Annotated in this window: 17 protein-coding genes; 8 read left to right on the forward strand and 9 right to left on the reverse strand. The window is 73.9% G+C overall.

Features of this window, described 5'->3' with window-relative positions; translation table 11 throughout:
- The first annotated feature begins 75 nt into the window (after positions 1-75).
- The gene (locus UO65_RS13990; protein WP_084175555.1) at positions 76-1290 is read left to right on the forward strand and encodes a helix-turn-helix domain-containing protein; all 1215 of its coding nucleotides are present in this window, start codon (positions 76-78) and stop codon (positions 1288-1290) included.
- Between the two features lie 130 nt (positions 1291-1420).
- Here UO65_RS13990 and UO65_RS13995 read toward each other — a convergent pair whose 3' ends face one another.
- From UO65_RS13995 to UO65_RS14005, 3 genes are all read right to left on the reverse strand, one after another.
- Positions 1421-1651 (reverse strand): hypothetical protein, encoded by a 231-nt coding sequence (locus UO65_RS13995; RefSeq protein WP_035282651.1) that lies wholly within the window; start codon positions 1649-1651, stop codon positions 1421-1423.
- A 259-nt stretch (positions 1652-1910) separates the two neighbouring features.
- Entirely contained in the window at positions 1911-4562 is a 2652-nt protein-coding gene (locus UO65_RS33320; protein ID WP_146241209.1) for an RCC1 domain-containing protein, read from the reverse strand.
- A gap of 139 nt (positions 4563-4701) precedes the next feature.
- Positions 4702-7482 carry an AfsR/SARP family transcriptional regulator gene (locus UO65_RS14005; RefSeq protein WP_035282654.1) on the reverse strand — a complete coding sequence of 927 codons (2781 nt, stop codon included), beginning with the start codon at positions 7480-7482 and terminating at the stop codon, positions 4702-4704.
- Positions 7483-7602: 120 nt separating this feature from the next.
- Here UO65_RS14005 and UO65_RS14010 point away from each other — a divergent pair, with 120 nt between their 5' ends.
- Positions 7603-8061 carry a hypothetical protein gene (locus UO65_RS14010; protein WP_035282658.1) on the forward strand — a complete coding sequence of 153 codons (459 nt, stop codon included), beginning with the start codon at positions 7603-7605 and terminating at the stop codon, positions 8059-8061.
- On the forward strand, positions 8061-8387 hold the full coding sequence (locus UO65_RS14015; RefSeq protein ID WP_035282660.1) for a helix-turn-helix domain-containing protein: 327 nt from the start codon (positions 8061-8063) through the stop codon (positions 8385-8387). Before UO65_RS14010 ends, UO65_RS14015 begins: the two co-directional genes overlap by 1 nt.
- A 523-nt stretch (positions 8388-8910) precedes the next feature.
- Here the strand turns inward: UO65_RS14015 and UO65_RS14020 are convergent.
- Positions 8911-9915 carry an extracellular catalytic domain type 1 short-chain-length polyhydroxyalkanoate depolymerase gene (locus UO65_RS14020; protein ID WP_052021164.1) on the reverse strand — a complete coding sequence of 335 codons (1005 nt, stop codon included), beginning with the start codon at positions 9913-9915 and terminating at the stop codon, positions 8911-8913.
- Positions 9916-10022: 107 nt separating this feature from the next.
- Between UO65_RS14020 and UO65_RS14025 the strand changes: the two genes are divergently transcribed.
- Complete coding sequence (locus UO65_RS14025; RefSeq protein WP_035282663.1) at positions 10023-11261, forward strand: PucR family transcriptional regulator; 1239 nt, start codon at positions 10023-10025, stop codon at positions 11259-11261.
- Here UO65_RS14025 and UO65_RS14030 read toward each other — a convergent pair.
- Positions 11245-12720 carry a phytoene desaturase family protein gene (locus UO65_RS14030; RefSeq protein ID WP_035282665.1) on the reverse strand — a complete coding sequence of 492 codons (1476 nt, stop codon included), beginning with the start codon at positions 12718-12720 and terminating at the stop codon, positions 11245-11247. The genes UO65_RS14025 and UO65_RS14030 overlap by 17 nt on opposite strands.
- 510 nt (positions 12721-13230) lie before the next feature.
- On the opposite strand from UO65_RS14030, the gene UO65_RS14035 reads away from it, so the two are divergent.
- Positions 13231-13950, forward strand: a complete 720-nt coding sequence (locus UO65_RS14035) for a S1 family peptidase (protein WP_035282667.1) — start codon at positions 13231-13233, stop codon at positions 13948-13950.
- 217 nt (positions 13951-14167) lie between these two features.
- Here the strand turns inward: UO65_RS14035 and UO65_RS14040 are convergent, their stop codons facing one another.
- Positions 14168-14914 carry a hypothetical protein gene (locus tag UO65_RS14040; protein ID WP_035282669.1) on the reverse strand — a complete coding sequence of 249 codons (747 nt, stop codon included), beginning with the start codon at positions 14912-14914 and terminating at the stop codon, positions 14168-14170.
- Entirely contained in the window at positions 14857-16674 is a 1818-nt protein-coding gene (locus tag UO65_RS33325) for a serine/threonine-protein kinase (RefSeq protein WP_052021165.1), read from the reverse strand. Before UO65_RS33325 ends, UO65_RS14040 begins: the two co-directional genes overlap by 58 nt.
- A 188-nt stretch (positions 16675-16862) precedes the next feature.
- Here UO65_RS33325 and UO65_RS14050 point away from each other — a divergent pair, with 188 nt between their 5' ends.
- Positions 16863-17648, forward strand: a complete 786-nt coding sequence (locus tag UO65_RS14050; RefSeq protein ID WP_035282671.1) for an FHA domain-containing protein — start codon at positions 16863-16865, stop codon at positions 17646-17648.
- Between the two features lie 61 nt (positions 17649-17709).
- Here UO65_RS14050 and UO65_RS14055 read toward each other — a convergent pair whose 3' ends face one another.
- On the reverse strand, positions 17710-18963 hold the full coding sequence (locus UO65_RS14055) for a right-handed parallel beta-helix repeat-containing protein (protein WP_035282673.1): 1254 nt from the start codon (positions 18961-18963) through the stop codon (positions 17710-17712).
- A 148-nt stretch (positions 18964-19111) separates the two neighbouring features.
- Between UO65_RS14055 and UO65_RS14060 the strand changes: the two genes are divergently transcribed.
- Entirely contained in the window at positions 19112-20881 is a 1770-nt protein-coding gene (locus tag UO65_RS14060) for a protein kinase domain-containing protein (protein WP_052021166.1), read from the forward strand.
- A 148-nt stretch (positions 20882-21029) separates the two neighbouring features.
- A complete protein-coding gene (locus tag UO65_RS14065) occupies positions 21030-21452 on the forward strand; it encodes a hypothetical protein (protein WP_035282768.1) in 423 nt (140 codons plus the stop codon).
- Between the two features lie 33 nt (positions 21453-21485).
- On the opposite strand, the gene UO65_RS14070 is transcribed toward UO65_RS14065, so the two are convergent.
- On the reverse strand, positions 21486-23378 hold the full coding sequence (locus tag UO65_RS14070; protein ID WP_035282675.1) for an FAD-dependent oxidoreductase: 1893 nt from the start codon (positions 23376-23378) through the stop codon (positions 21486-21488).
- Positions 23379-23388 lie beyond the last annotated feature (10 nt).

Here is a 23388-nt window from a genome sequence, read left to right on the forward strand (position 1 = left end):
CCGCACCATCGGATCAGCGGATGATGATTTTCCGACCGAACTCGCCCACTCGCCGTAGAGGGATGGCCCATTCCCATGCGCGTTGTGCCTGACGGCAGGAAGATCGAGCAGCGTCGCCGGTCGAAAGGACTGTCCAGGAGAACACTGGCCGGTTTGATCGGGCGGAGCCAGGAATGGCTCAGGCAGATCGAAAAGGGAATGCGCCCGTTGGACAGCCTGGAGGTGCTGGGTCGCATCGCCGAGGCGCTGCGGGTGGAGAGCTGGTCGGAACTGGTCGACCTGCCGACCGGTCTCGACCTCGACGCCCGACCGGCCGGGCGCCAGGACTTCGTCCACCTGCTCTGGCGCTCGCTCCTCGGCGTGCGGGAGGGAGGATCGCGGGTCCCGGGGCCGCCCAGGGTGCCCGTGCTCGACCGCCGGGTCGCCGGTGTCTGGTCGCGGTGGCACGCGCCGGGCCGGAACCTGGGGGCGATCGCGCACGACGTCGCCTCGCTGCTGAACGGGACGCGCGAAGCCATGACGTGGTGCGCCGGGAAGCAGCCGCGCGAGCTGCCCGGCGCCCGGCGGGCCCACGTGCAGGCCCTGCAACTGGCGCGCGCGGTGCTCAGCCACGCCAACGAGCACTGGCTCGCCCACGTCGCGGCGGCGCAGTGCCTGGCGCTCACCCTGCCTGCCGAGGACGCCGTCCTGACCGGCGTCGGCGGGCACGGCGCGGCCCGCTCCCTGCTCGGCCTCGGCTTCGCCGCCGACGCCCAGCGCTTGGCGCTCGCCTCGCTGGAAGCGCTCGCCTGCGCCCCGGTGCCCGCCCGGCAGCGCTACGCCGCAGAAGGCGCCCTGCACCTGCTGGCAGCCGAAGCCGCGGCCCAGGCCAACGACGTGACCACCTGCCAGGAAATGCTGCGGGGGGCGGAGAAGCTGGCCGAGCGGCAGGTCCTGACGGGCCACCCGGTGTTCGGCCCGGTCTCCGCGCAGATCGGCGAGGTGCGCTCGATGATCCGCCTCGGTCACGTCGACCTCGCCGTCGACCTCGCCGAGAAGATCAGGGTGGACAACCAGCACCCGGCCGACGAACAGGCCGACCTCTACCTGGCGGTGGCCCACGCGCGGGCCTGCCGCCAGGACCACGTGCCCGCGCTGCTGGAACTGCTGAAACTGGAGCGCACAGCGGAGGACGTGCTCCGCTACGCCCCGCTCGCCGGGGAGACGATCCGACAACTGCTCGAAACCGCCCCGCACAGCCTGCGCGCGGAACTGCGCCGCCTCGACAACCTCGCCCGCGACGGCAACTGAACAGCCGGTGACGTCGTGACGAAGAACTTTCCGCTCCGCAATGGCGAACACCGGAGCCGCTGCCCGAACTCCATTCGGTGGAACCCCGCACGAACCGGAGTTCCGGATACCGCCGGGCGCACCACTGGGGTCAGGCGGAAGCCCTGGGTGCTTCCGCGATCCCGTCCTCCTCGACGACCTCCCGGAGGTCGTGTTCGAACAGGTCGACGAACTGCTTGGCGATCCGCCTGTCGTCGATTTCCCGCACCACGTCGATCGCGAGCCTGCCCGCGTCCGACGCCGCCTTCGGCTTGTCCTGCGGTTTCGCGACACGAACCTTGGCCAAGGCGGTGCGCAGGGGCATGACGTCGGCTTCGGACATCGCAGGTTCCTTTCCTGTGCCGTGGAGAAGCCAGCCGGCGGCAGGAGATCTTTTCCATCCGCCGGTTCCGTGGCAGTGGGATACCCCGGTTCGCGCACACCCAATCCCAGGCAGACAAGGACATGTTTTCATTTTCCGATACCACGATCGGGGGGTTTCATCGACGATTGGACGACACCGCGAACTTCCCCAAGATCGATTTCATCCCGGTTTCGGAGTTCTTTTCACATGACGCACCGGTCTCGTCCAGCGTGGACATTCATCGGAGGGCGGCGATGGCGGCCTCCAGGTTCGGTTGGGGGCCGATGTGGCGCGGGTCGGCGGCCGGTTGCGCGGCGCCGGTGGCCTTGAGGAGTTGGCGGACCCGCACCGGCGTCAGCGGGGGTCCGGACTCCTGGGCGATGCTCTGCACCACACCCACCGCGCCGACCACGATGGGGCAGGCGCCCGAGGTGCCGTTCATGTTGCTCCAGTACACCCGGTTCGGGTCGGTCTCGGTCGGGGTCAGGTCCTGGAGCGGGTCGAGACCGCCGCCGAGGGTGGCGACGCACCTGCCGTACGCCTGGAGGTCAACGCGCGACCCGTGGGTCGAGAAGGGCATCGAGGTGCGCTCGGCGGGCCTGCCGGGCACGCACTCGGCCGTGCCGGGGATGTCGGGCGGCTCTCCGGCCCCGACGACGATGGCACCGGAGTCCGGGCGGTCCATGACGGTGCGGGCCAGTGGGTCGTCGGGGTCGTCGAGGTCGTTGCCGCCGTTGCCCGCGGCCTCCACGACGGTGATGCCCGCCGCGGTGGCCAGGACGACCTCGTCGTAGACCGCCGGGTCGACCTCCCACGGGTACCAGCCGCCGGTCTCGCGGTCGTAGGACGAGATCTCGACGAGGATCACGTCGCCGGGCTCGGAGTGCTGCCTGGCGAGGGTCATCGAGCCGGGTTCGGCGCCGCTGGCGAGCTGCAACCGCGCCCGCGGCAGGATTCCGGCGACGCCGAGGCCGTTGTCCGCCTGGGCCGCCACGATCCCGATGACCGCGGTGCCGTGCACGCCCGCGGGGGTGCACGGCGAGGAGACCATCGTCTGCAAGCGCACCGGCGCGGGGCGGTCGGCCAGGTCCTCGTGGCAGGTGTTCCACAGGTTGCGCAGGCTCGCCGCGCGCTTCTGCACCGGGCTGCCGGTGGTGCTCCCGTCGCCGAGCTGACCGCTGCCGTTGGTCCCCCAGCCCCACAGCGCGCCGTCAGCGCCGACGGCCAGGCTGAACGCCGTGCCCGCGCCCACCAGCGACCGGGTGGCCGTGTCGCCGGGCGGGGACCGCACCTCGGACGGGGAGGACGCGTCCGCCGTGCCGCCGGTGCCGAGCTGGCCGCTGCCGTTCGCGCCCCACGCCCACAGCGCGCCGCCCTCGGTGACGGCGACGGTGTGCTGGTCGCCCGCGGCCACGTCCGTGGCCGAGTCGAGGTCGTCGACCCGGACCGGGGTGAGGCGCGTGGTGGTGGTCCCGTCACCGACCTGGCCGTGGGAGTTGTCGCCCCAGGCCACCAGCGTTCCGTCGAGCAGCCGCGCGACGCTGTGCCCGCCGCCCGCGCCGACCTGGGCGACGGCGCCCAGGTCCGTCACCGCGACCGGTGTGGCGCTGCCCGCGGTGGAGCCGTCGCCGAGTTGGCCGCTGTCGTTGGCACCCCAGGCGCGCACGGTGCCGTCGTCCAGCAGCGCCACCGAGTGGTCGCGGCCCGCGGCGACCCCGCCCGGCCGGGTCGAGACGCCGGAGAGGTCGTCGACCGCGATCGGGGTCGTGCTGAACGGCACCCCGGCGGGCGGTGCGCCGAGCTGGCCGTGGGAGTTGTCGCCCCAGGCGCGGACCGTGCCGTCGGAGCGGACGGCGAGCACGTGGGCGTCGTCCGCGCTGATGCTCCTGACGCCTGCGAGCCCGGGGACCGGCACGGGCGCCTGCCTGGCCGTCGTGTCGCCGAGGCCGAGCTGGCCGAGGTCGTTGGCCCCCCAGGTCCACACCGTGCCGTCGGTCGTGAGCGCGACGGAGAAGTCGGTGCCCGCCGCCACCGATTCGACGCCCGCGAGCCCCGGGACCTGCGTGAACACCGAGCTGCCCGCTGTCGTGCCGGTGCCGAGCTGGCCGCTCCCGTTGGCCCCCCAGGCGCGGACCGTGCGGTCGGCCGAGGGCACGTCGGCGTCGCTGATCACCGCCAGCGCGTGGGTCCGCCCGGCCGCGATCGCGCCGGGGCGGACGGCGACCCGGTCCGCGTGCCCGGCCTCGATGTCGGTCACCGTGACGTTCTCGCCCCCGCCCCCGGGCCGCGCGTTGGCCGCGTCCGCGCCGATCCCGGTGCCCGCGGTCGCGCCGACGGTGTTGCGGTAGACCTGGTTCGGGCGGAACGGGTCGGCCGCGGGTGACCGCGGTGGCAGTGGGGTGTAGGCGATCTCGACCGCGGGCAGGGCGTTGAGGTCGGCCACCAGCGCGCCGGCGCCGCCGGGCGCGGTGATGGTGAACCACGAGTTGAGGTCGGGCAGCTCTCGGTCGGCGCGCTGCTCCAGCCGGAGGCGTTCCCCGGTGACGACGTCTTCCGGGAGCGGTGTCATCGGGCGCATCGACGCGCCGGGGTGCCTGCTCAGCACGGTCCGCACGGCCGAGGCGTCCCGCGCGTCCTGGGCCACCGGCCGCCGGTCCCGGACGCGCACGGCGCGGTCGGCGCGGAACTTGACGGCGACCTCGGTGGCGGAGGGATCGGCGAGGACCGCCGCACGGGTCGCCTTCGCCCGGCTGTGGTCGTAGGCGGGTGCCCTGTCCGCGGTGGACACGGCCGCGGTCCACGCGGGCAGCAGCACGACCGCCAGCACGGCGAGCGCGACCACCGGCAGCCGTTTTCGGTGCTGTGCCTGCCATTCGACGGTTGCGGACATCTCACTCCCCCGGTCGACCTGAAAACCAGGATGCCCCAGACCACCGACAGAACCGTCCGCTTTCCCGGGCGATGGCCGCCGACCGAAGAGGATTCACTCGTTCGAGTGGCGCGCACCTCTGCGGCGGCGCGCCTGCGGTCTACCCGCCCGCCCCCTCCGCAGGCGTGTCCACTCGGGCGGAGTGGAGCAGTGCCCGCAGTTCGCGCGCGTTGCCCTCGCGGCCCTGCTCCTCGTACCTGCCCAGCGCGCTCTGCCAGGCCGCACGCGCTCGATCGTGCTGCCCGAGTGCCGCGTGGGCGTGGCCGAGCCGGTCGAGGGTGTCCGCTTCCTCCGCCGCGGAGCCGATTTCGCGCAGGAGGGCGAGCGCGGTCAGGTAGTGGTCGACCGAGTCGGCGTGCCTGCCGCTGTGGTGGGCGATGTAGCCGAGGCTGTCCAGGGTGGTCGCCTGCCCCTCGGTGTTGTCGTGGCGCAGGAACAGGTCGTAGGCCTCCCGGCAGTGCTCGCGCCCCGCGGCGAGGTCGCCGGATATCGCGGCGTACCAGCCGACCGCGTTGAGCGCCCCCGCCTCCCACAGCGGGTCGCCGAGGGTGCGGCAGATGCGCAGCGCGTGCTCGGCGTGGTCGCGGGCCTGGTGGCTGTCCCCCCTGGACATCGCGGCGGAGGCGAGGGTCCGGTGGGTGTGGGCCTGGTTGAGGTCGTCGTCGTGGTGCTCGGCCAGCGCCAGCGCGGCCCGCAGGCAGCGGCCCGCCTCGTCGTGCTGCCCGAGGTCGGCGTGCGCGCGGCCGAGCAGCCGGTGGGCGCGCACGTGCGCGGTCGGGTCGGACAGGTGGGCCACGGCGTCCACCGCGGCCGTCCACACGGCGAGCCGGTCGCGGAGGTGGCCGCGCCTGCGCAGGTAGGTCTCCAGCGCGCCCGCCAGGCCCCAGGTGACCCGGTGGAGCTGCCGGTCCGCCGCCGCCCGCTGGGTGGCGAGCAGGTTGTCGCGCTCGGCGCTGAACCAGCGCGTGGCCGCGGCGTCGTCCTCGGCGGTGAGCGGGGCGCAGCCCGCCACCGGTGGGGCCAGGTCCAGCGAGGGGCGGTCGGGGTTGAAGACGGCGTCGGCGTTGCGCGCCGTGTGCAGGTAGAAGTCGGTCAACCGGTCCAGCGCGGCGGTGACGACGTCGGCGGGCAGGTCCTGGGCGGTCTCGCCCGCGTGCAGCCGGATCAGGTCGTGCATCCGGTGGCGCCCGGTGTCCGAGCCGGTGAGCAGCGACGCCTGTTCCAGGGCGCGCAGCACCGCCGCCGCGGCGGTCTCGGGCAGGCCGAGCAGGCTCGCGGCGGCGGGCAGGCCGATGTCGCGGCCCGGCGCGGTGCCCAGCAGCGCGTAGGCGGTGGCCTGCTCGGGGGTGAGCACCGTGAGCGACAGCGAGAGCACCGCCCGGAGGTTGGCGGCCGGGTCGGTGTCGGCGAGCGCTTCGAGCCCGAGGTCGCCCAGCGCGGCGGCCAAGCCCACCAGCGTGAGCCGCGGCCGGGTCAGCGCGTGGGCGGCGACCAGGCTCAGCGCCAGCGGGAAGCCGCCGCACAGCTCGACGAGCCGGTCCAGCCCCTCGGCCTCCGCCGTCGCCCGGTCGGTGCCGATCCGGTCGGCGAGAAGTGCCCGCGCCTCACCGGCCGAGAGCACGTCCAGCGGCAGGTGACCCGCGCCGTGCCGGGTGAGCAGGCCGGTGAGGACGGTGCGGCTGGTGATCAGGACCGTGCAGCGGTCGCTGTCGGGCAGCAGCGGCGCGACCTGGGCGCTGTCCGCCGCGTTGTCCAGCACCACCAGCACCCGCTTGCCCGCGACCAGCCCCCGGAACAGGGTGGCCGCCGCGTGCGGGTCGACCGGGATGCGCGCGGGCTCCACGCCGAACGCGTCGAGGAAACCGCGGACGGCGGCCGCCGCGGGCAGGGGCGCCCCCTCGGGGCTGAAGCCGCGCAGGTCGACGAACAGTTGGCCGTCGGGGAAGCGGTCGGCGTGCCGGTGCGCCCAGTGCAGGGCCAGCCAGGTCTTGCCGATCCCGCCCGCGCCGGTCAGGGCCGAGATGACCACCGGTGCGCCGGGGTCCACGCCTGCCAGCGCGGCGTCCAGCCGGGCCAGGTCCCGGTGGCGGCCGACGAACCGCCGGGGGGCGCGCGGCAACTGGCGGCACAGCGCGGCGGGCGTGATCGTCGGGGCCCGGCCCGCGGCCAGCAGGGTGCCGTGCCACTGCTGGAGCCGGGTGCCCGGCTCGGTGCCGAGCTCCTCGACGAGCCGGTCGCGAATCCGGCGGTAGTGCGCCAGCGCGTCGGCGGTGCGCCCAGCCTGGTGCAGCGCGAGCATGTACTGACCGGCAACGCGCTCGTCGAGGGGCCGGTTGGCGACCCTGGTGGCCAGCTCGGCCACCAGGTGTTCGCCGTGGCCCGTCCGCAACCGCGCGTCGACCAGGTCGCACTGGGCCGCGATCCGCTCCTCGTCGAGCCCGGCGCGTTCGACGGCGGCCCACGCGCTGTCCAGGCCGGTCAGCGCCTCCCCGCGCCACAGGTCCAGCGCGTCGGTGAGCAGCCGGGCGGCTTCGGCGGGGTCGGGTTCGGACCGGGCCCGCGCGCACAGGTCGCGGAAGGCGACCACGTCGACGGCGCGGGCCCCGGTGGTGACGAGCGCGTAGCCGCCGGGTCTGCGGGCGATCTCGAGCCAGTCCACGCCCGCGAGCGCCTGCCGCAGCCGCGACAGGTAGCTGTGCAGCGTCGCCCGGCCGCGCCGGGGCACGTCCTCGGCCCAGACCCGCTCGACCAACTGGTCCACCGGCACCACCCGGCCCGCGTCGAGGGCGAGCGCGGCGAGGAGGCACCGCTGCCTCGCGGGCCCCAGGTCCACCCGGTGCCCGCCCGCGTGGACCGCCACCTCCCCGAGCAGGCGCAACACGCCGCCACCTCCCCCGTACCGCCCCTGACCCGCGGAATGCGGAAACGTCGCAAGCGATCCGCAGTGCCCGCGTCCCAGTATGGCCGCACAGCGCAAGCCGAACGGACGAGGGAGCCGAACATGATCGGGAACAGGGTGGCGCGCGGGGTGGCGAAGGTGGCCGGGGTGGCGTTGACCGCCGCGGCGGCGCTGGTGGTGGGGCCGCAGGCGGCGTCGGCCCAGGTGGCGGCGCAGGCCCCGGCGGTGGCGTGCCAGGCCGTCGGGCGGGTGTCCGGCTCGGTCGCCGAGTACACCCTCTACGACGACGCCGGGTACTCCGGCGCCTGCATCACCTTCTACCGGCTGGGGAACTGCACCGCCACCACCGGGGACGTGAACGGGCTCTACAACCTGGCCGGGTGGGGCTGGGACAACCGGGCCGGTTCGGTGCACACCTACAGCCAGTGCGACGTGATGGTGTACGACGCGCGGGACTGCCCGCGCGGCGGGGCGCACAGCACCTGGGTCGACCAGAGCGCGGACCTGCGGCTCGGCGGCGTGAACTGGCAGAACCGCGCCACCTGCGTGCTCGTGAGCTGATGGGGGTGCTCGAACAGCAGTGGTGCCCGGACCCCGACCGGGTCACCGACGACGCGGGGCTGGTCGAACAGCTCGACCTGCTGCGGCGGCGGGCGGCCCGGGGCACCGGCAAGGCGCGGGTCGGCCTGAGCACCCTCGCGCGGCGGGCGGGCCTGCCCCGCTCGACCGTGCACACCTACGTCAGCGGGCGGGCGTTCCCCCCGGTCGACGCGCTCGACCGGATCGTGCAGGCGCTCGGCGTCCCGCCCTCGGGCCTGCGCCCGTGGGGCGAGGCGTGGTTCCGCGCCGCCGCCGACCTGGACCGGCGGCGGCGCGGAACCCGGTGACCCCGAAAGCGGCTCAACGGTGACGACGAACACCGACGCGGTCGGTCCGGAGCCATGAGCTGCCGCAGGTGGCGATCCGGTGGGAGTTGCCGTCCGACAGCGGACTCGTCGTGCTGCCTCAGAGGTCTTCGTTCGCCCGCGCCACCGGTTCGGCGACCGCGCGGCGGTGGGCTGGTCCGCGCACCAGCGGGTCGGCGGCGGTCGAGGCCGCGAATTCTCCTGGAGCAGCAAGGCTTCCACTGCGGTGAGCCAGAGGCCCACCGGGCTGCGCACCGCGGCCAGCAGGGCACCGGTGGGCACAACGCCCCGAGCACCTGGTCCCGTGCGGTGACCGGCTCCGCCGCGGCCTGCCTGCCCCGCGAGAACAGCTTCACCTGTCGAAGATCGTCGTCGCAGGTGGACCGTCGACCGGAGCCCATTCGCCGAACCCGGCCGGTGGGAGTTTTTTCACCCGGGCTGCGAGGGCAGGCGGCCAGACCCCCCGTGGGTCACCGGCCGCCTGCCCCGGTCGACACCGGTCGGACTACGGCAGTGAGCGGCCGCTGAAGAAGTCCCACACCAGGGTGCTCAGGTCCGGCCCGATCGGGTCGGCGTAGGCGCCTTCCCCGCCACCGGGCCACCGGTGTCCGAGGCCCTCGACGCTGTACTTCTCGATCAGCAGTTCGCCGGTGCCCGCGTCGGTGTAGCCCGTTTTGACGTACGGGTAGGCGCCCGGCTCCACCACGCGCTGCCGGGAGTCGGCCACGTCGTCGACGTCGCCGTCGAGCACGCCGTCCCGGGCCAGGTCGTCGATGGCGGCCCAGTGCGTGACCAGGCGGTCGCCGAAGACCGGTTCGACGGTGGTGTCGGCGTCGCCCTGCGCGATGAACGTCGGCACCTGCCGGGCCCGCGGGCCCATCTCGGCGTAGGCGAGTTTCGCGGTGTCGACCGGGCTGACCTTGTCCCGACCGCCCAGGATGACCCGGTCAGCGGCGTACTCGCCACCGGCGAGGCTGCCGATCGCCGCGTAGACGTCCGGGTAGGTGACCCCGAGGACCACGGCCATCGCGGCACCGGCGGACGCCCCGACGGCGTAGACCCGCTCGGCGTCGGCGCCGTACCGCGCCACGACGGCCTGGGTGGCGCCCGCCAGCAGCGACGGTTCCCCGCTGCCGCGCTTCTGGTTGCCCGGCAGCAGCCCGTTCCAGCAGCCGTTGATGTTCCACAGCCGGTTCTGCGTCGGGTAGACGACGATGAACCCGCGGGCGTCCGCGAGGTCGTTGAACCGGGTCATGGCCTTCATCGAGTTGTCCCCGTAGCCGGTCATGTCGCACCCGTGCAGGGCGACGAGCACCGGCAGCGGCGTGCCCGGCCGGTGGGACGGCGGCAGGTGGACCTCGTAGTCGAGCCGCCCCCAGAAGTTGACGAACGTGGCCCGCTCGTCGCGCCCGCCCGCCGCCGACGCCTGGCTCGACAGCGACGTCACCGACGCCAGTGCCAGCACCAGGGTGGTGAGTGCCCGCAGCACCCGTTTGGTCTTGACCCCCATGGATTTTCCTCTCGTTCTCCCCATCGGATTTCCCTGTCTTGTCAATCCTCACCAAGACCGGCCCGCGGCGACACCGGCCCCCGACCCAACAGTGGTAGACGGGAGTTGTGACTGATGACAACGAGGCGCTGACCATCGGCGGCCGGGTGCTCTACCAGCGGCTGTTCGCCGAGCGGCGCCGCATGGCGCGGCGGCTGGTGGAGCGGTTCGGCCGGGAAATCGGTGCCTACCAGCGGCTTTCGAGTGCGGAGCTGCTCGACACCATCGCCGCGGTCACCGAGGAGAACCTGCGGATCTTCGCCGAGTCGGTGCGCGACCGGGCGGCGCCGTCGCCCGGGGAGCTGGTCGGGCCGATCACGGTGTCGGCCGCCCGGCGCGCGGGCGAGGGGATGGCGCTCGACGGTGTCATGGGCGCGTACAGCATGGGGATGCTCGAAACCTGGCGCGCGATGGTCGCCGACGCGCGACCCGAGGACCTCGACCACGTCCTGGCGTTCACCGAACTCGTGCTCGGCTACATCCACGGCGCGGGCACCGCCTCGGCGGCGGCCTACCTGGAGGAGCGCCGCAGGCTGGACAGCGGCGAGCAGCAGCGCCGCCACACGCTGGTGTCGGCGTTGCTGCGCGGCGACCCGCTGGAGGAACCCGCGCGCCGCGCCGGTGTCCGGCTCGCGCCGCGCTACCTGGTGCTGCGCCTGGCCTTCGCCGCGCACGAGGACGAGACGGAGCCCGGCGTGGACGCCACGATGGCCGCGCAGCGCAAGGTCCACCGGGCCGAGCAGGAACTGGCGGCGGCGGTGGGGGAACCGGTGCTCTCGCTGCTCGACACGACCGGCGGCACGGCACTGCTCGCGGGCGAGGACTGGTCCGCGGCGGAGGCGGTCGTCGACGGGCTCAGCCGCGCCGCGGGCGTCGAGGTGACCGCCGCCGGGGTCGCCGCGGAACCACCGGGCGTCGCCGGAGCCGTCCGCCAGGGTGGTGAGATCCTGGAACTGGCGAGCGTGTTCGGCCGAGGCCCCGGCTTCTACCGGCTGGCCGACGTCGTCCTGGAGTACCAACTGACCAGGCCGACCGCGGCGAGCGGTGCGCTGCGCGCCCTGCTCGCGCCGCTCGACGAGCACCCGGACCTGCTCGTCACGCTGGAAACCTACCTGCGGCTCGGGTTGAACCGGCGGCAGACGGCCGTGCGGCTCCACGTGCACCCGAACACCGTGGACTACCGGGTGCGCAAGGCCGTCGCGCTGACCGCGCTGGACCCGGCCGATCCCGCCCACCTGCAGCTCATCGGCGCCGCGCTCGTCATCCGCCGGATGACCGTGGGCGGGCGGGTCAGGCCGGTCCGATGAGCCCGGCGACGATGGCGGCCGACAGCGCCACCAGCGGCAGGCCGCCACCCGGGTGGGCCGACCCGCCGACGAGGAACAGGCCGGGCACGGGGCCGCGGTTGCGCGGGCGCAGCAGCGCGGCGCGCGGCCCGTTGGACGACGTGCCGTAGATCGAGCCGCCCACCGAGCCGGTGTCGCGCTCCCAGTCGGCCGGGGTGCGCACCTCCCGCCAGCGCACCCGGTCGCGCACGTCCAGCCCGCGCTCGGCGAGCACCCGCAGGACCCGGTCGGCGTAGTCGTCGGCCAGCCCGGGCGCCCGCCAGTCCACCGGGCCCTGGCGCGGGGCGTTGACCAGGACGAACCACGCCTCGTCGCCCTCGGGCGCCACGGCGGGGTCGTCGGGTGAGCAGACGTACACCGCGGGGTCGGGCACGGGTCGCGGCGCGCGGCCGAAGATCGCGTCGAACTCGGCGTCGTAGTCCGCGGGGAACAGCACGCGGTGGTGGTGGCGCGGACCGGGGGTGCGCCCGCGCAGGGCGAGCAGCAGCACGAACCCGGACAGCGAGGGCACCGCGCGCCGCAGCGCCCGCCGGGGTCGGCGCGCCGACCGGGCGGGCAGCAGGTCGCGGTAGAGCACCTCGGCGTCCACATCGGACACGACGACGTCCGCGGCGATCCGCTCCCCGTCGCCCAGCCGCACGCCGCTGACCCCGGTGGGGGTGGCGTCGATTCCGGTCACCGGGGCGTTGAAGCGCAACCGCACCCCCAGTTCGCGGCACCGGTCGGCCAGCGCGTCGCCCAGCACCCGCAGGCCGCCGCGCACGTACCAGCCGCCGAAGTGCTGCTCGACGTAGGGCACCACGCTCAGCACAGCCGGAATCCGGCGCGGGTCCGACCCGCTGTAGGTGGCGTAGCGGTCCAGCAGCACCCGCAGCCGGGGGTCGTCGAACCGGGCGCGGCCGAGCGCGCGCAGCGTCCGCCACGGCGCGATCGCGGCCAGGTCGCGCGGGTTGGCCGAGCGGCGCACCAGGTCGCCCAGCCCGCCCAGGGGGCGCTGCAGCACCGACTCGCCCACCAGGCCCCACAGGTGCGCGGCGTCCGCCATGACCCGGCGCCACTGCGCGGCCGACCGCTCCCCGAACGCCGCCGCCAGGGCCGCGGGCACGTCCTCCTCGGCGTGCGGCAGGTCGACCTCGGTGCCGTCGGCGAAGCGGTAGTGGCACACCGGGTCCACCGGCACCACGTCCACCACGGTGTCGAGGGGCGCCCCGGTCGCGGCGAACAGGTCGCGGTAGACCTGCGGCATGGTCAGCAGCGACGGGCCGGTGTCGAAGGTGTACCCGTCCCGGCGCAGGGTGCCCAGCTTGCCGCCGTGGGTGTCGCCCTGCTCCACCACGGTCACCCGGTGTCCCAGCGCGGCCAGGCGCGCGGCCGCGGCCAGCCCACCCATCCCCGCCCCCACCACCACGACACCGGCCACCTCAGCGGTCCCCCCTCGGCGCGCACCACGGGCACAGGGCGGGAGACGACCGGCCGGGAGCGGGCATGCCCGCACAGTAATCGCGGGCGGGCGGTTCGGCAGGGCGGCGTCGAGGGGCGCCGCCGACGACGGCGCGACCGGTGCGAATGGCGTTCGCGGACGAGGTGGTGCGGAAAAGGTGGTTTCGACAAACCGGGGCAAGCACATCGGTGGACGCCGGAGCACGTGTCATCACTACTTTCGTCGGGTGGACGGCGTCGCCGACCGAACCGGATAATCCGACCGCCGTCCGAGCCATAAGCGTGCGCCATAAGGTCGACGAACACCCGGGCCAACTGGGAAAATCCTTCCCAGGCAATGGGATCGGTGACCTTGTGCCCGGATCGCGAGCTGGTGCATATTCAGGAGGCGAAAGCACCCGGGATGATTTCATCTCCACTGGACCGACATTTCGCGAATCGTCCTCGCCCATCCCCTGCACGGCGTTCCCACGCCGATTGGAAGGCTCTCATGCGCAGATTCCTCGCAGCCCTGGCTGTCGCCGGTGCGGCGGTGCTCTCGATCGCGGGCTCGGCCTCGGCCTCGGCCGAGCCGTCGGGCGGGATGCAGCCGAACGTCATAGGCGGGCACAACGCGACCGAGACCTACTCCTGGATGGTCTCGTTGAGCAACGGCTGCGGCGGCAGCCTGGTGGCCCCGCAGTGGGTCGTCACCGCCACCCACTGCGGCAGCGCGAGCCAGGCCCGGGTGGGCTCGACCAACAAGAACTCCGGCGGTGAACTGCTGCGCGTCGACCGGCGGGTCAACCGGGCGGGCACCGACCTGACGCTGATGCACCTGTCCACCGCCTCGCGCCAGGCGCCGGTGCGGATGGCCACCGCGAACCCCGCCCCCGGCGGCGCGGTGCGCCTGCTGGGCTGGGGCTGCCTGAGCTGGCCGTCCTGCTACACGCCGACCACGCTGCAGGAGATCGACCTGACCCTGCTGCCCGCCAGTCGGTGCGCCGCCGGTGGCGGCACGTCCACCGACATCTGCGTCTCCGGCGACCGCGCCCACTCGGCCTGCCACGGCGACTCCGGCGGCCCGGCCGTCGTGGGCACCCGGGGCAACTGGACCCTGGTCGGTGAAACCCACGGCCCCGGCGACAACGGCGGCGAGTGCGCCACCACCACCCTCTACACCGGCATCGCGGCGAACCTGGGCTGGATTCGACAGCAGATCGGCGGCTGACGAGCCGAACCGGCAGACCGGAGGCCCTGACAACGCCCCGTGCTCGGTGGTGACCGATCACCACCGAGCACGGGGCGTCCGGATTCTTCCCACGGAATGCGCAGACGAGTAGGCCCACCTCACCCGAGAAGTGGGGAGAGCAGCCACGATTCCGCCCACTGCGGCCGGGGGCGAAAGCTGACCACCTCGGAGTTCTCCGGCGTCACGACCCTCCCGGTCAGCAGGTTCCCTTGGGGTCGGGCATCGGCAGCGATGGGTCGAAGATCCGCTTGCGGTCCTCCTCGGGGGTGGCGCCGCCCGGGTTGACCAGCTCGGCGTCCGCCGGGGCCAGGTAGCCCCGGACCGCGGCCGAGCAGCTCATCGAGTAGAAGAACCGCGAGTGGTCCAACGGGGTCAGCCCCCGGCCGACGCCCGGCCAGTCGGCCAAGCCGTAGAAGCCGTACTGGGACTGGGCCCGGACGACGCTGATGATCTGCATCGGTCCGGTCAGCACCGCCCGGTTGCGCGGGGTGAAGGCGTAGGCGAACGAGTGGTTCATGTCGATGATCAGCTCGCCGCGTCGGCCCGCCTGGACGGTCATGGTGCCGGTGACCTTGACCGGCACCCCGTCCAGCAGGGTGCTGCCCTCGGCGATCGCGGTGCGCAGGTGCGGGGAGGCGAGCACCTCGGCCCGCTTCGGCGCGGCGAACTGGTCGGCCAGCAGGTGCACGTCGGTGCCGTGGAGGACCCGGGGGTCGATCCGGGCGCTGATCAGCGCCCGGCGGGCCCGGTCGAGCGCGTCGGCGACCTGCGCCCGGGTGAACCCGGCGAGCGGCGCCGCGGCGGGGGCCACGATCCCGGCCTCACCGTCGGCCCACCCCTCCACGGCGGTGCCCGCGAAGGGGTGGGCCAGGTCGACGGTGGGCGTCAGCGACCGGGCAACCGGGGGGCGATCAACCGGCCGAGCGCGGTCACCTTCTCGCACAGGGCTTCTTCCGGGACGCTGCCGTCCTCGCTGTCCAGGCTGAGCGTGGCGACCTCCATCCAGTCGTCGTTGATCGCGGTGTGCTCGACGTACCTGCGGTGGATGATTTCGATCTCGCACCCCGTGGCGCCTTCGTCCGCATTGGAGTCGGTGCCGACGTGAGCTTCGCCGACCCCGGTGGAGACGGTGGTTTCGTCGTCATCGGCATCCTCGGGCCACTCCCGGCTGAACACGAGCGTGAGGTCGAAGGAGTCGGTCTGCCAGTAGCAGGTCCAGTTGCCGAAGTCGGGCTCCGGTGTCACCGGGGTGGTGAACACCGTGGCCAGTTCGTCCTCCGCGAGGGTGGCGCACGCGTCGGCGTTCGCCAGGGACCGCGGGTCGAACGGCTTGCCACGACGGGGGATCTGGGTGGCCTGGCCGAGCTTGGACAGCACGCTGCCCGACACGTCGGAGGCCATGGAGCACAGCTCGGACGGGTGCCCGCCCTGGTTCCGGGCGGTGACGACGACCCGGTTGCCGTCCGGGAGCGTGATCGGGCGCTCGCACTCGCCGTTGCGCTCGGGGGGAAACTCGCCCGCCTCGAGTTCCCCGGGGGTGTGGGGCTGGGATCGGTACTCGTCGGGGTTCACGATCCGGACCCACACCTCCCCGACGTCCTTCTCCTCCTTGCCCAGCCGCACGGTCATGCCGCAGCGGTTGAACTCGCCGTACTCGGTGTCCTTCCGCACCACGTGGTTGCCGAACCGGGCGAGGGAGTTCGGGTCGAGCAGGGAGCACGGGTCGGCGGTGCGCTTGTCCCCCACGTTGCCGTTTCCCACCAGCGGGGAGGCGAGGGAGGACGAGCCGCTGTTCGCGTAGACGACCGCTCCCGCCGCCACCGCCGCGGCCAGGAGTGCCGACCCGACAAGGACACCCCGCTTGCGCGGTGGCGGGCCGACCGGGACGGTCGCGCCGTCCGCCGTGCCCGCCATCGGGTTGATCGGGACGGTGATCCCGGAGATCACCTCCAACTGCATCTTGGCCGCGCGCAGGGTCGGGCGGACGTCGGGGTGGTGGGCGAGCAGGTCGGACAGCAGCGGTTCGAGCGCCCCGGCCCGGGTGGTGGGGCAGCGGTCGCCCGCCATCGCCCGCCGCTGCTGGGCGTGCGGGTCGTGGCTCGGCGGTCCCCACGGGGAGTGGCCCTCCACGGCGGCGAACAGGGTGGCCCCGAGGGAGAACACGTCGGCGGCCGGGCCGCCCGGGGTGCCGTTGGCCACCTCGGGCGCCATGTAGGCGGGGGTGCCGACGACCCTGGCGTCGCCGGTGTTGGTCAGCTCGGCCCAGTGGGCGATGCCGAAGTCGGTCAGCTTGGCGGTGCCGTCCTCGGCCACCAGCACGTTGCCCGGGGTGACGTCGCGGTGGACCATCCCGCGGTCGTGCATGGCCACGAGCGCGGCGGCGATCTGCGCGCCCACCCCGGCCGCGGCCCGCGGCGTCAGCGGGCCGGTGGTGGCGAGGGTGGCGGCGATGCTGCGCGCCGGGAAGTACTCCATGACCAGCCACCGGTCGGCACCGTGGACCACCACGTCGTACATGCTGACCACGTTCGGGTGCTGCAACCCGGCGGCCATCTGCGCCTCCCGCCGAAGCTGCGCGTCGTTCCCGCCGGTGGACCGCTTGAGCGCCACCACCCGCCGCAGTTCGGAGTCGGTGGCCCGCCAGACGACACCCATCCCCCCGGCACCGATCTGCTCCTCCAGCCGGTAACGCCCCGCGATCATGTCCCCACGCTGCATGAGCGAAAAGGTAACAGCCCGAACCGCCAAGTCGAGGGGCGATGGCCTTTGCCCGTCAGGGTTCCACGCGCCCACCCGCGGCGGCGGCAGATCCCCGGCCCGCCGCTCGGGACCGGTCCCGGGTGACCGGAATATCGTGGTCGGACTACGCACAACCGCCTGGGGAGATCGACATGCAGTTCGCGCCCGTGGAGCCGATCGCCGTGCGGAGCCTGGTGCTCGGTGCGGCGCGGGTCCCGCCCGGAGGGCTGTCCGCGCTCACGCTGACCGGCGGGGTCACCGTCGAGCCGAGCGAGGGCAGGCGGGTCCGGTTCGGCCGCAACCGACCGCGGGTGGAGGTGTGCGTCGGGGAGAACGACGTGACCGTCAGCCGCGAGCACGGCGTGCTCGACCACCGCGGCGGCCGCTGGTGGGTGACCAACACCGGTCGCTCCCCCATCCGCCTGCCCGCTTCCCCGCTGCTGCACCGAGACGGCGAACCGCTCCCCCTCGCCCCCGGGTACACGCCGCTGTTCCTGCGCGGTTCCCGGGGCCGCGAACACCTGGTGGAGCTGTACGTCGCCGACGCGGGCGGGAGCCAACTCGCCCCGCGCCCCAACGACATCACCCAGCCGCCGAAGCGCTGGCGCCTCACCGAGGAGGAACGGCTGGCCCTCGTCGTCCTCGGCAGGCGCTACCTCCTGCACGACCCGCACCCGCAGCCGCTGTCCCGGCAGCAGGCCGCCGACCAGCTCCGGGAACTGCGGCCAGCCGCCAACTGGACGACCAAGCGCGTGGAGCACACCATCGCGGGCGTCCGCGGCCGCCTCGCCGCGAGCGGTGTCCATGGGTTGCTGCGCGAAGAGGTGGGCGAACCGGTCGGGCTGACGCTGACGGTCAACCTGCTGCGCGAGCTGATCTCCTCCACCACACTCGTCCCGCTCGACCTCGACCTCGTGGACGACCCGAACGCGCCCTGACCGCTGCCCGGCGGCGGGCAGCTCACCGAGTCCACCGGGCACAGCGCCTCCCTGGGCCAGGTCAGCTCCGGCCAGCACAACCCGGGCGGCGAAGCCCGAGCCCTGGTCGCGTGGTCGTCCCGCCCAGTTCGTACGCGCCGACGTCGTGGCCCGCTCCCGCCGGTCGGGGTGTGCCGTCGAGGTCGAAGGCGGGGGCCAGGCGGGGTGAGCCGGCGTCGACGGCGGGCGAGCCCGCGGTGAGGTGGAAGTCGCCCCCGGCCGGGTCGGCGAAACCGGGGTCGCCGGTCATGTTGTGGTCGCTGATGAAGGGGCCGGTGTCGACGGGTCCCTCGGCGAAGATGTTGTTGCGCAGGACGTTGTGGCCGCGGAAGCGGTCCGCGTCGATGACCACCGCACCGAGCCGGTTCCCGGCGAAGGTGTTGTTGACGATCTGGACGTCGGACATCGTGCCGGTGGATTCCACCCAGAGGCTCAGCCCGGCCTGGGCGTTCCCGGTGGAGACGTTGTTGAACACCCGGACCTCCGCGAGCCGCCTGGTGGTCGAGTAGTCCTCGACGGCCAGGGCGATGCCCGCCTTGGTGCTGTTCTCCGCACCGGAGACGACATTGTTGTACACGTCGACCGAGGTCGCGGAGTCCACGTAGATGTTGGGGCCGCGGTTGTCGGTGACCACGTTGTCGTGGATCTTCACCCGGGCGTGGTCGGTGTACTTGACGTCGATGCCCTCCTCGCCGTTGTCGTGGACCCGGCAGTGCCGGACCTCGACGTCGCGGGAACCGGACGCGATGCTCAGCGCCTCGTGGTCGGCCGAGGTGCCCCGCGCGTTCGTGCCGTGGATGTCGCAGGAGTGCACCGAGACGCGGGACGTGCCGACCAGGACCAGCCCGCCGTCGCGGGAGCCGTCGACGGTGAAGCCGCCGAACTCCAGGTCGTGGCCGCCGTTGGCGTGGGCACCGAATCCCCGCGAGCCGGACACCGCCAGGTTCAGGAACCGCTGCCAGGAGTGGTTCCCCACCGCGAGCAGCCCGTCGGGCCCACCCGCACCGGTGATGACGGCGGGGCCGCCGACGCCGGTGAAGGTGATGGGGCGGCGCGGGGTGCCGTCGGTGCGGATGGTGAGCCCGCCCGGGTAGGTGCCCGCGGCGATCGCGACGGTGTCGCCGGGCCGCACGACGTCGGCGGCGGCCTGCGGCGTGGCGTACCGGGCGCCCGGCCCGACCGCGAGGACCCGCCCGGCCGCCGCCGTCGCCGAGCCGGTGCCCGGCAGGACCACCACCGCCACCAGTGCCAACGCGCAGGCTCGTTCCAGCATCATCGCCCCCCTGTTCCGACGCGGGCACTCCCGGCGTCGCCCCGGTTCTACCCCCGGTGCGCGGGACCGGTCCCCCGCGCCCGGTGGTCCGTTCAGGTGCCCCGGTCCGGGGCCGACCGCGCCGGGCACCGGCGCTGCCTAGACTGGTCCGGTGCGAGCCGACCACGTCATCGCCGACCGCTACCGCCTGGACGAAGAGCTCGGCGAAGGCGGGATGGGGGTGGTCTGGTGCGCGACCGACCTGGAACTGGGTCGCGCGGTCGCGCTGAAGCGGTCCCGGGACGGGGACACCGGGCAGATCCGCCGCGAGGCCCGGATCGGCGCCGGGCTGCTGCACCAGAACGTGGTCACCGTCTTCGACACGGTCGTCGACGGCGAGGAGCGCTGGCTGGTCACCGAGTACCTGCCCGCCCGCAGCCTCGAGCAGGTGATCGAGGCCGACGGGCCGCTGCCGGAGGACCTGGTGGCGCGCATCGGCGCGCAACTGGCGGACGCGCTGGCGGCCATGCACGCGCGCGGGATCGTGCACCGCGACGTCAAGCCGGGCAACGTCCTGGTGACCGGGGACGGCACCGCGAAGCTGACCGACCTGGGCATCGCGCGCTGGGCCGAGGTCACCCGCACCGGCGGCGCGCAGCTCACCGGGACCGTCGGCTACGTGGCCCCCGAGGTGGCCGACGGCCACGACGCCGGACCGGCCGCGGACGTGTTCTCCCTCGGCGCGACGCTGTACGCGGCCGTGGAGGGCCATTCGCCCTGGGGCACCGGGGAAGACGGCCCGTTCGTGCAGATGCGCCGCGCCGCCGCGGGCCGGGTCGACCCCTTCCGCCGCGCCGACCGGCTCCGCCCGGTGCTCACCGCCCTGCTGCGCGTCGACCCGGCCGGGCGCCCGACCGCGGCCGAGGCCACCCTCGCGCTCGCTGGCGGGCAGGAGGTCCCCCCGCGGCGGCCGGGCCCGCCGGGTCGCCGGCGGCGCAGGCTCGCCGCCGCGGCCGCGGGCGTGGGCGCCATCGCCCTGGTGACCACCTTCGCCCTCACGGCGGGCCCACCGGAGCGCGACGGCGACCTCCCCGGCACGCTGGGCGCGGACCCGGCCGCGGCCGACCCCTGCGCCGCGCTGTCCACCGACGCCCTGGCCGGGTTCGGCGAGGCCTTCATCGACCCGGAACTGGGCAACTTCGGCACCTGCGTCGTCACCACCACGCTGCCGGACGAGGCGGGGCAGGTGCAGACCCACCTCGACCTGACCGGCCCGCTCCGGTACCCGCCCCGGCCACCGACACCGGGGCAGGTGGGTGGGATCGAACGCCCGGACGTCCGCGACGGCGCCTGCACCCGCGCACTGCCCCTGGCCGACCTCAACCGGGTGGTCATCACGTCCCGGCCGCTGGACGACGCGGAGAACACCCCCGTGTGCGCGATCTCCGAAGCCGTGGTGGGCACGGTGGCGCAGATGCTCGCCAACGGCCCGCTCCCCCACCGCGCCCAACCCCTCCCCTCCTGGTCACTGGCCCACGTCGACGCCTGCGCCCTGCTGTCGGGGTCCGATGTGGCCACCGCTCTCGGATCGGTCGAAGCCGGTGACGCGAGCCTCGGCGGCTGGCAGTGCGACTGGGACCACGACCGCAGAACGGTGCGGGTCCACTTCAGCCGGGAGTGGCCGATCGAGGACGACGCGGACGTGGTCGGCACGCGAATCCGCGTCGGCGACCGCGACGCGGTCATCGCGGCGACCGGGAAGACGTGCCAGGTGCAGGTCGTGCACAGGTTCTACACCCCGCCGTCGGTGCTGCACGGCACCGAGGAGGACCGCGAGGAAATCGTGGTCGTCGACTTCAAGGACCCGGGCGGCACCGACCAGGCGGCGCTGTGCGAGACCGCGCGCACCCTCGCCGCCGCCGCCGTCGCCCGGCTCCCGTGACCTCGTACCCGTCGCACCGCCCGATCGTGTCTTGTTGGCCCGACGGCAGGTGCTCCCCCGCGTCCCGGGGTAGAACCCAGGGGAACGGGAGGCGAATGTGAGTCGCGGTGACGAGGTGCGCCGGGTCCGGCGGGGGGCCGGCTTGGCGGTGAGCCCGGGGACCCGCCGGGTGCTGCTGGTCGTGCTCGGGGTGGTGGCGCTGGGGATCGGCGGGTGGGCCTACTTCGCCCCGGAGGCCTGGTACGGCTCCTTCCCCGGCTTCGGGTTGCGGTGGCTGCCGGTGCTCGGCCCCTACAACCAGCACCTGTCCTCCGACGTCGGCGCCCTCTACCTGGGTTTCGCCGTGCTGACCCTGCTCGCGGCGGGCAGGGCGGCCGACACCGCCCTGGTCCGGGCGACCGGCGCGGCCTGGTTGGTGTTCAACGTCTTCCACACCGCCTACCACCTGCGCCACCTGGACATGCACAGCGCCACCGACAACCTGCTCAACGCCGTGTCGTCGGGCGTGTTCCTCCTCATCAGCGCGGCGCTGCTCCTGCCGCTCCGGCGGGGTTCCGCGGCCAGGGGGTGACCGCCCCCCGGTGACCGGGTCGGCACCGCCTCCCTAGCGGCGCAGGGTCGTGGGGCCGAGGGCGCTCTCCAGTTGCTCCCACCGCTTGACCAGGTCCGCCATCATGAGCATCAGGACCTCGGGGAAGGCGTGCAGGAAGCTCCGGTACCGGTAGTGGTCCAGGTAGAACACCAGGACCTCGTCGCTGAGGGCGGTGACCGAGGTGGTGCGGGCGTCGGCGAACAGGTCGTGGTGGCCGAGCAGGGCACCTCGGCCCAGGACCGCGCGGTCGTAGACGCCGCCGAAGTCGACCTCGACCTCGCCGCCGGCCACCAGGAGCACCCCGTGCGCGGCGTCGTCCTCGCGGCACAGGGAATCGCCCGCGGTGAACGGGATCTCGTCGAACATCGAGGCGAGGGTTTCCAGTTCGGTGTCGGCCAGCGAGGTGAACAGCCGCACCCCGTGCGGGTCGGCGCTGTCCCGCAGGCACGCCACCCGTTCGGCCAGTTCCCGCTCGCCGACGTGCGCCATCCGCATCCGCGCGAAGCGCAGCACGCGGTCGGTGTCGCGCGCCCGGCGGCGGGAGGTGCCCGCGTTCGGCGGGGTGTGGGTGGCGGGGTTCCCGCTGATCCGCGCCGCTTCGCGCAGGCCGGACTCGTAGGCGCTGTGCACGCACCCCCAGTGGTGGGGGTTGGTGCCCTCACCGGCGAAGAACAGCCGGTCGCCGACCGGTTCGGCGAGGGTGCCGATGTCCCTCGGTGAGGCGTCGACGCCGATGCAGGTGTAGGAACCCCTGGCGAAGGGGTCGGCGGACCACGCGGTGCGCGAGATGTGCTCGGGCGCGGGCACGCCCGCGCCGAAGACGTCCGCGACGATGGTGGTGGCGTAGGTGCGGACCTCCTCGTCGGACCAGGTTTCCAGCTCGCGGCCGAGCGAGGCGCCGAGCAGCATCACCAGGACCGGTGCGCCGTGGGACTTCCACATGCTGATGACGACCGTGGGGTGGCGGTCGGTGTCGCGGCACAGGTAGCCGAAGACGTACTGCTCCTTCGGCCAGAAGGGTTCCCGGTAGTGCAGGGCGATCTTGTTCAAGGTGCCGAAGCCCAACCGGGCGACCGCCGTCCGCTTGGCCTCGGGCAGCGGGGGCTCGAAGCGCACCGCGTCGGCCTTGAGCACCCCCAGCGGCAACGTCACCAGCACCTTGTCGGCCTCGAAACCACCCCGGTCGGTCGTCACCCGCACGGGCACGGCCCCCGTGTCGATCCGCGTGACCACGTGGCCCAGCCGGACGTCCAGCCCCTCGGCGAGGGCGTCGACGACCGACCGGTAGCCCTCGTGCAGGACGCTGTCGCCGTAGCCGTAGACCAGGTAGCCGTCCTCCCAGTGCTTCAGCGACAGCTTGTCGGGGTCCTCGGCGACGTCCTCGCGCAGGATCACGTTGAGGTGGTAGCGGACCGCCTGCTCGTCCTCGGGGGACAACCGGCGCTCGGCGAGGACCTGGCGCACGGCCTCGCCGAGCGGCGTGTCCGGGTGCTGCCCCCGGCGCGCGGCCTCGGCCCGCTGTTCGAGCTCGTGCAGCACGTCGTCGGCCAGTTCCCGGGTGCGGCTCTTGTGGCGGTGGCCCGCCGGGCGGTTGTCCGCGCCGAACAGGTCGAGGTTGTCGAACCCCCCGGTGTAGGCGCTGTCGCCACCGACGTAGCTGTGCGGGATGCCCAGGTCCTCCACCAGTTCGGTGATCGGGTTGCCGTCCGTGCCGTGAATCCAGTGCGCACCGAGGTCCACCCCGTGCCCGTCGGTCCAGATCCGCCCACCGACGCGGTCGCGCGCCTCCAGGACGGTGACGGGGTGGCCGAGTCCGCGCAGCGCCCGCGCCGCGGCGAGCCCGGCGATCCCGGCCCCCACCACCAGCACGCTGGGTGGACCGTCCGGGTCGGCGTCGTGGGGCATGGCTCGATTG

This window comes from Actinokineospora spheciospongiae, assembly GCF_000564855.1.
Classification (GTDB): domain Bacteria; phylum Actinomycetota; class Actinomycetes; order Mycobacteriales; family Pseudonocardiaceae; genus Actinokineospora; species Actinokineospora spheciospongiae.

Coding starts and splice junctions, on each gene's coding strand:
- UO65_RS13990 (WP_084175555.1), top strand. CDS start 76: ATGCGCGTTGTGCCTGACGGCAGGAAGATCGAGCAGCGTCGCCGGTCG.
- UO65_RS14050 (WP_035282671.1), top strand. CDS start 16,863: ATGCAGTTCGCGCCCGTGGAGCCGATCGCCGTGCGGAGCCTGGTGCTC.
- UO65_RS14015 (WP_035282660.1), top strand. CDS start 8,061: ATGGGGGTGCTCGAACAGCAGTGGTGCCCGGACCCCGACCGGGTCACC.
- UO65_RS33325 (WP_052021165.1), bottom strand. CDS start 16,674: ATGATCGCGGGGCGTTACCGGCTGGAGGAGCAGATCGGTGCCGGGGGG.
- UO65_RS14010 (WP_035282658.1), top strand. CDS start 7,603: ATGATCGGGAACAGGGTGGCGCGCGGGGTGGCGAAGGTGGCCGGGGTG.
- UO65_RS13995 (WP_035282651.1), bottom strand. CDS start 1,651: ATGTCCGAAGCCGACGTCATGCCCCTGCGCACCGCCTTGGCCAAGGTT.
- UO65_RS33320 (WP_146241209.1), bottom strand. CDS start 4,562: ATGTCCGCAACCGTCGAATGGCAGGCACAGCACCGAAAACGGCTGCCG.
- UO65_RS14035 (WP_035282667.1), top strand. CDS start 13,231: ATGCGCAGATTCCTCGCAGCCCTGGCTGTCGCCGGTGCGGCGGTGCTC.
- UO65_RS14070 (WP_035282675.1), bottom strand. CDS start 23,378: ATGCCCCACGACGCCGACCCGGACGGTCCACCCAGCGTGCTGGTGGTG.
- UO65_RS14020 (WP_052021164.1), bottom strand. CDS start 9,915: ATGGGGGTCAAGACCAAACGGGTGCTGCGGGCACTCACCACCCTGGTG.
- UO65_RS14055 (WP_035282673.1), bottom strand. CDS start 18,963: ATGATGCTGGAACGAGCCTGCGCGTTGGCACTGGTGGCGGTGGTGGTC.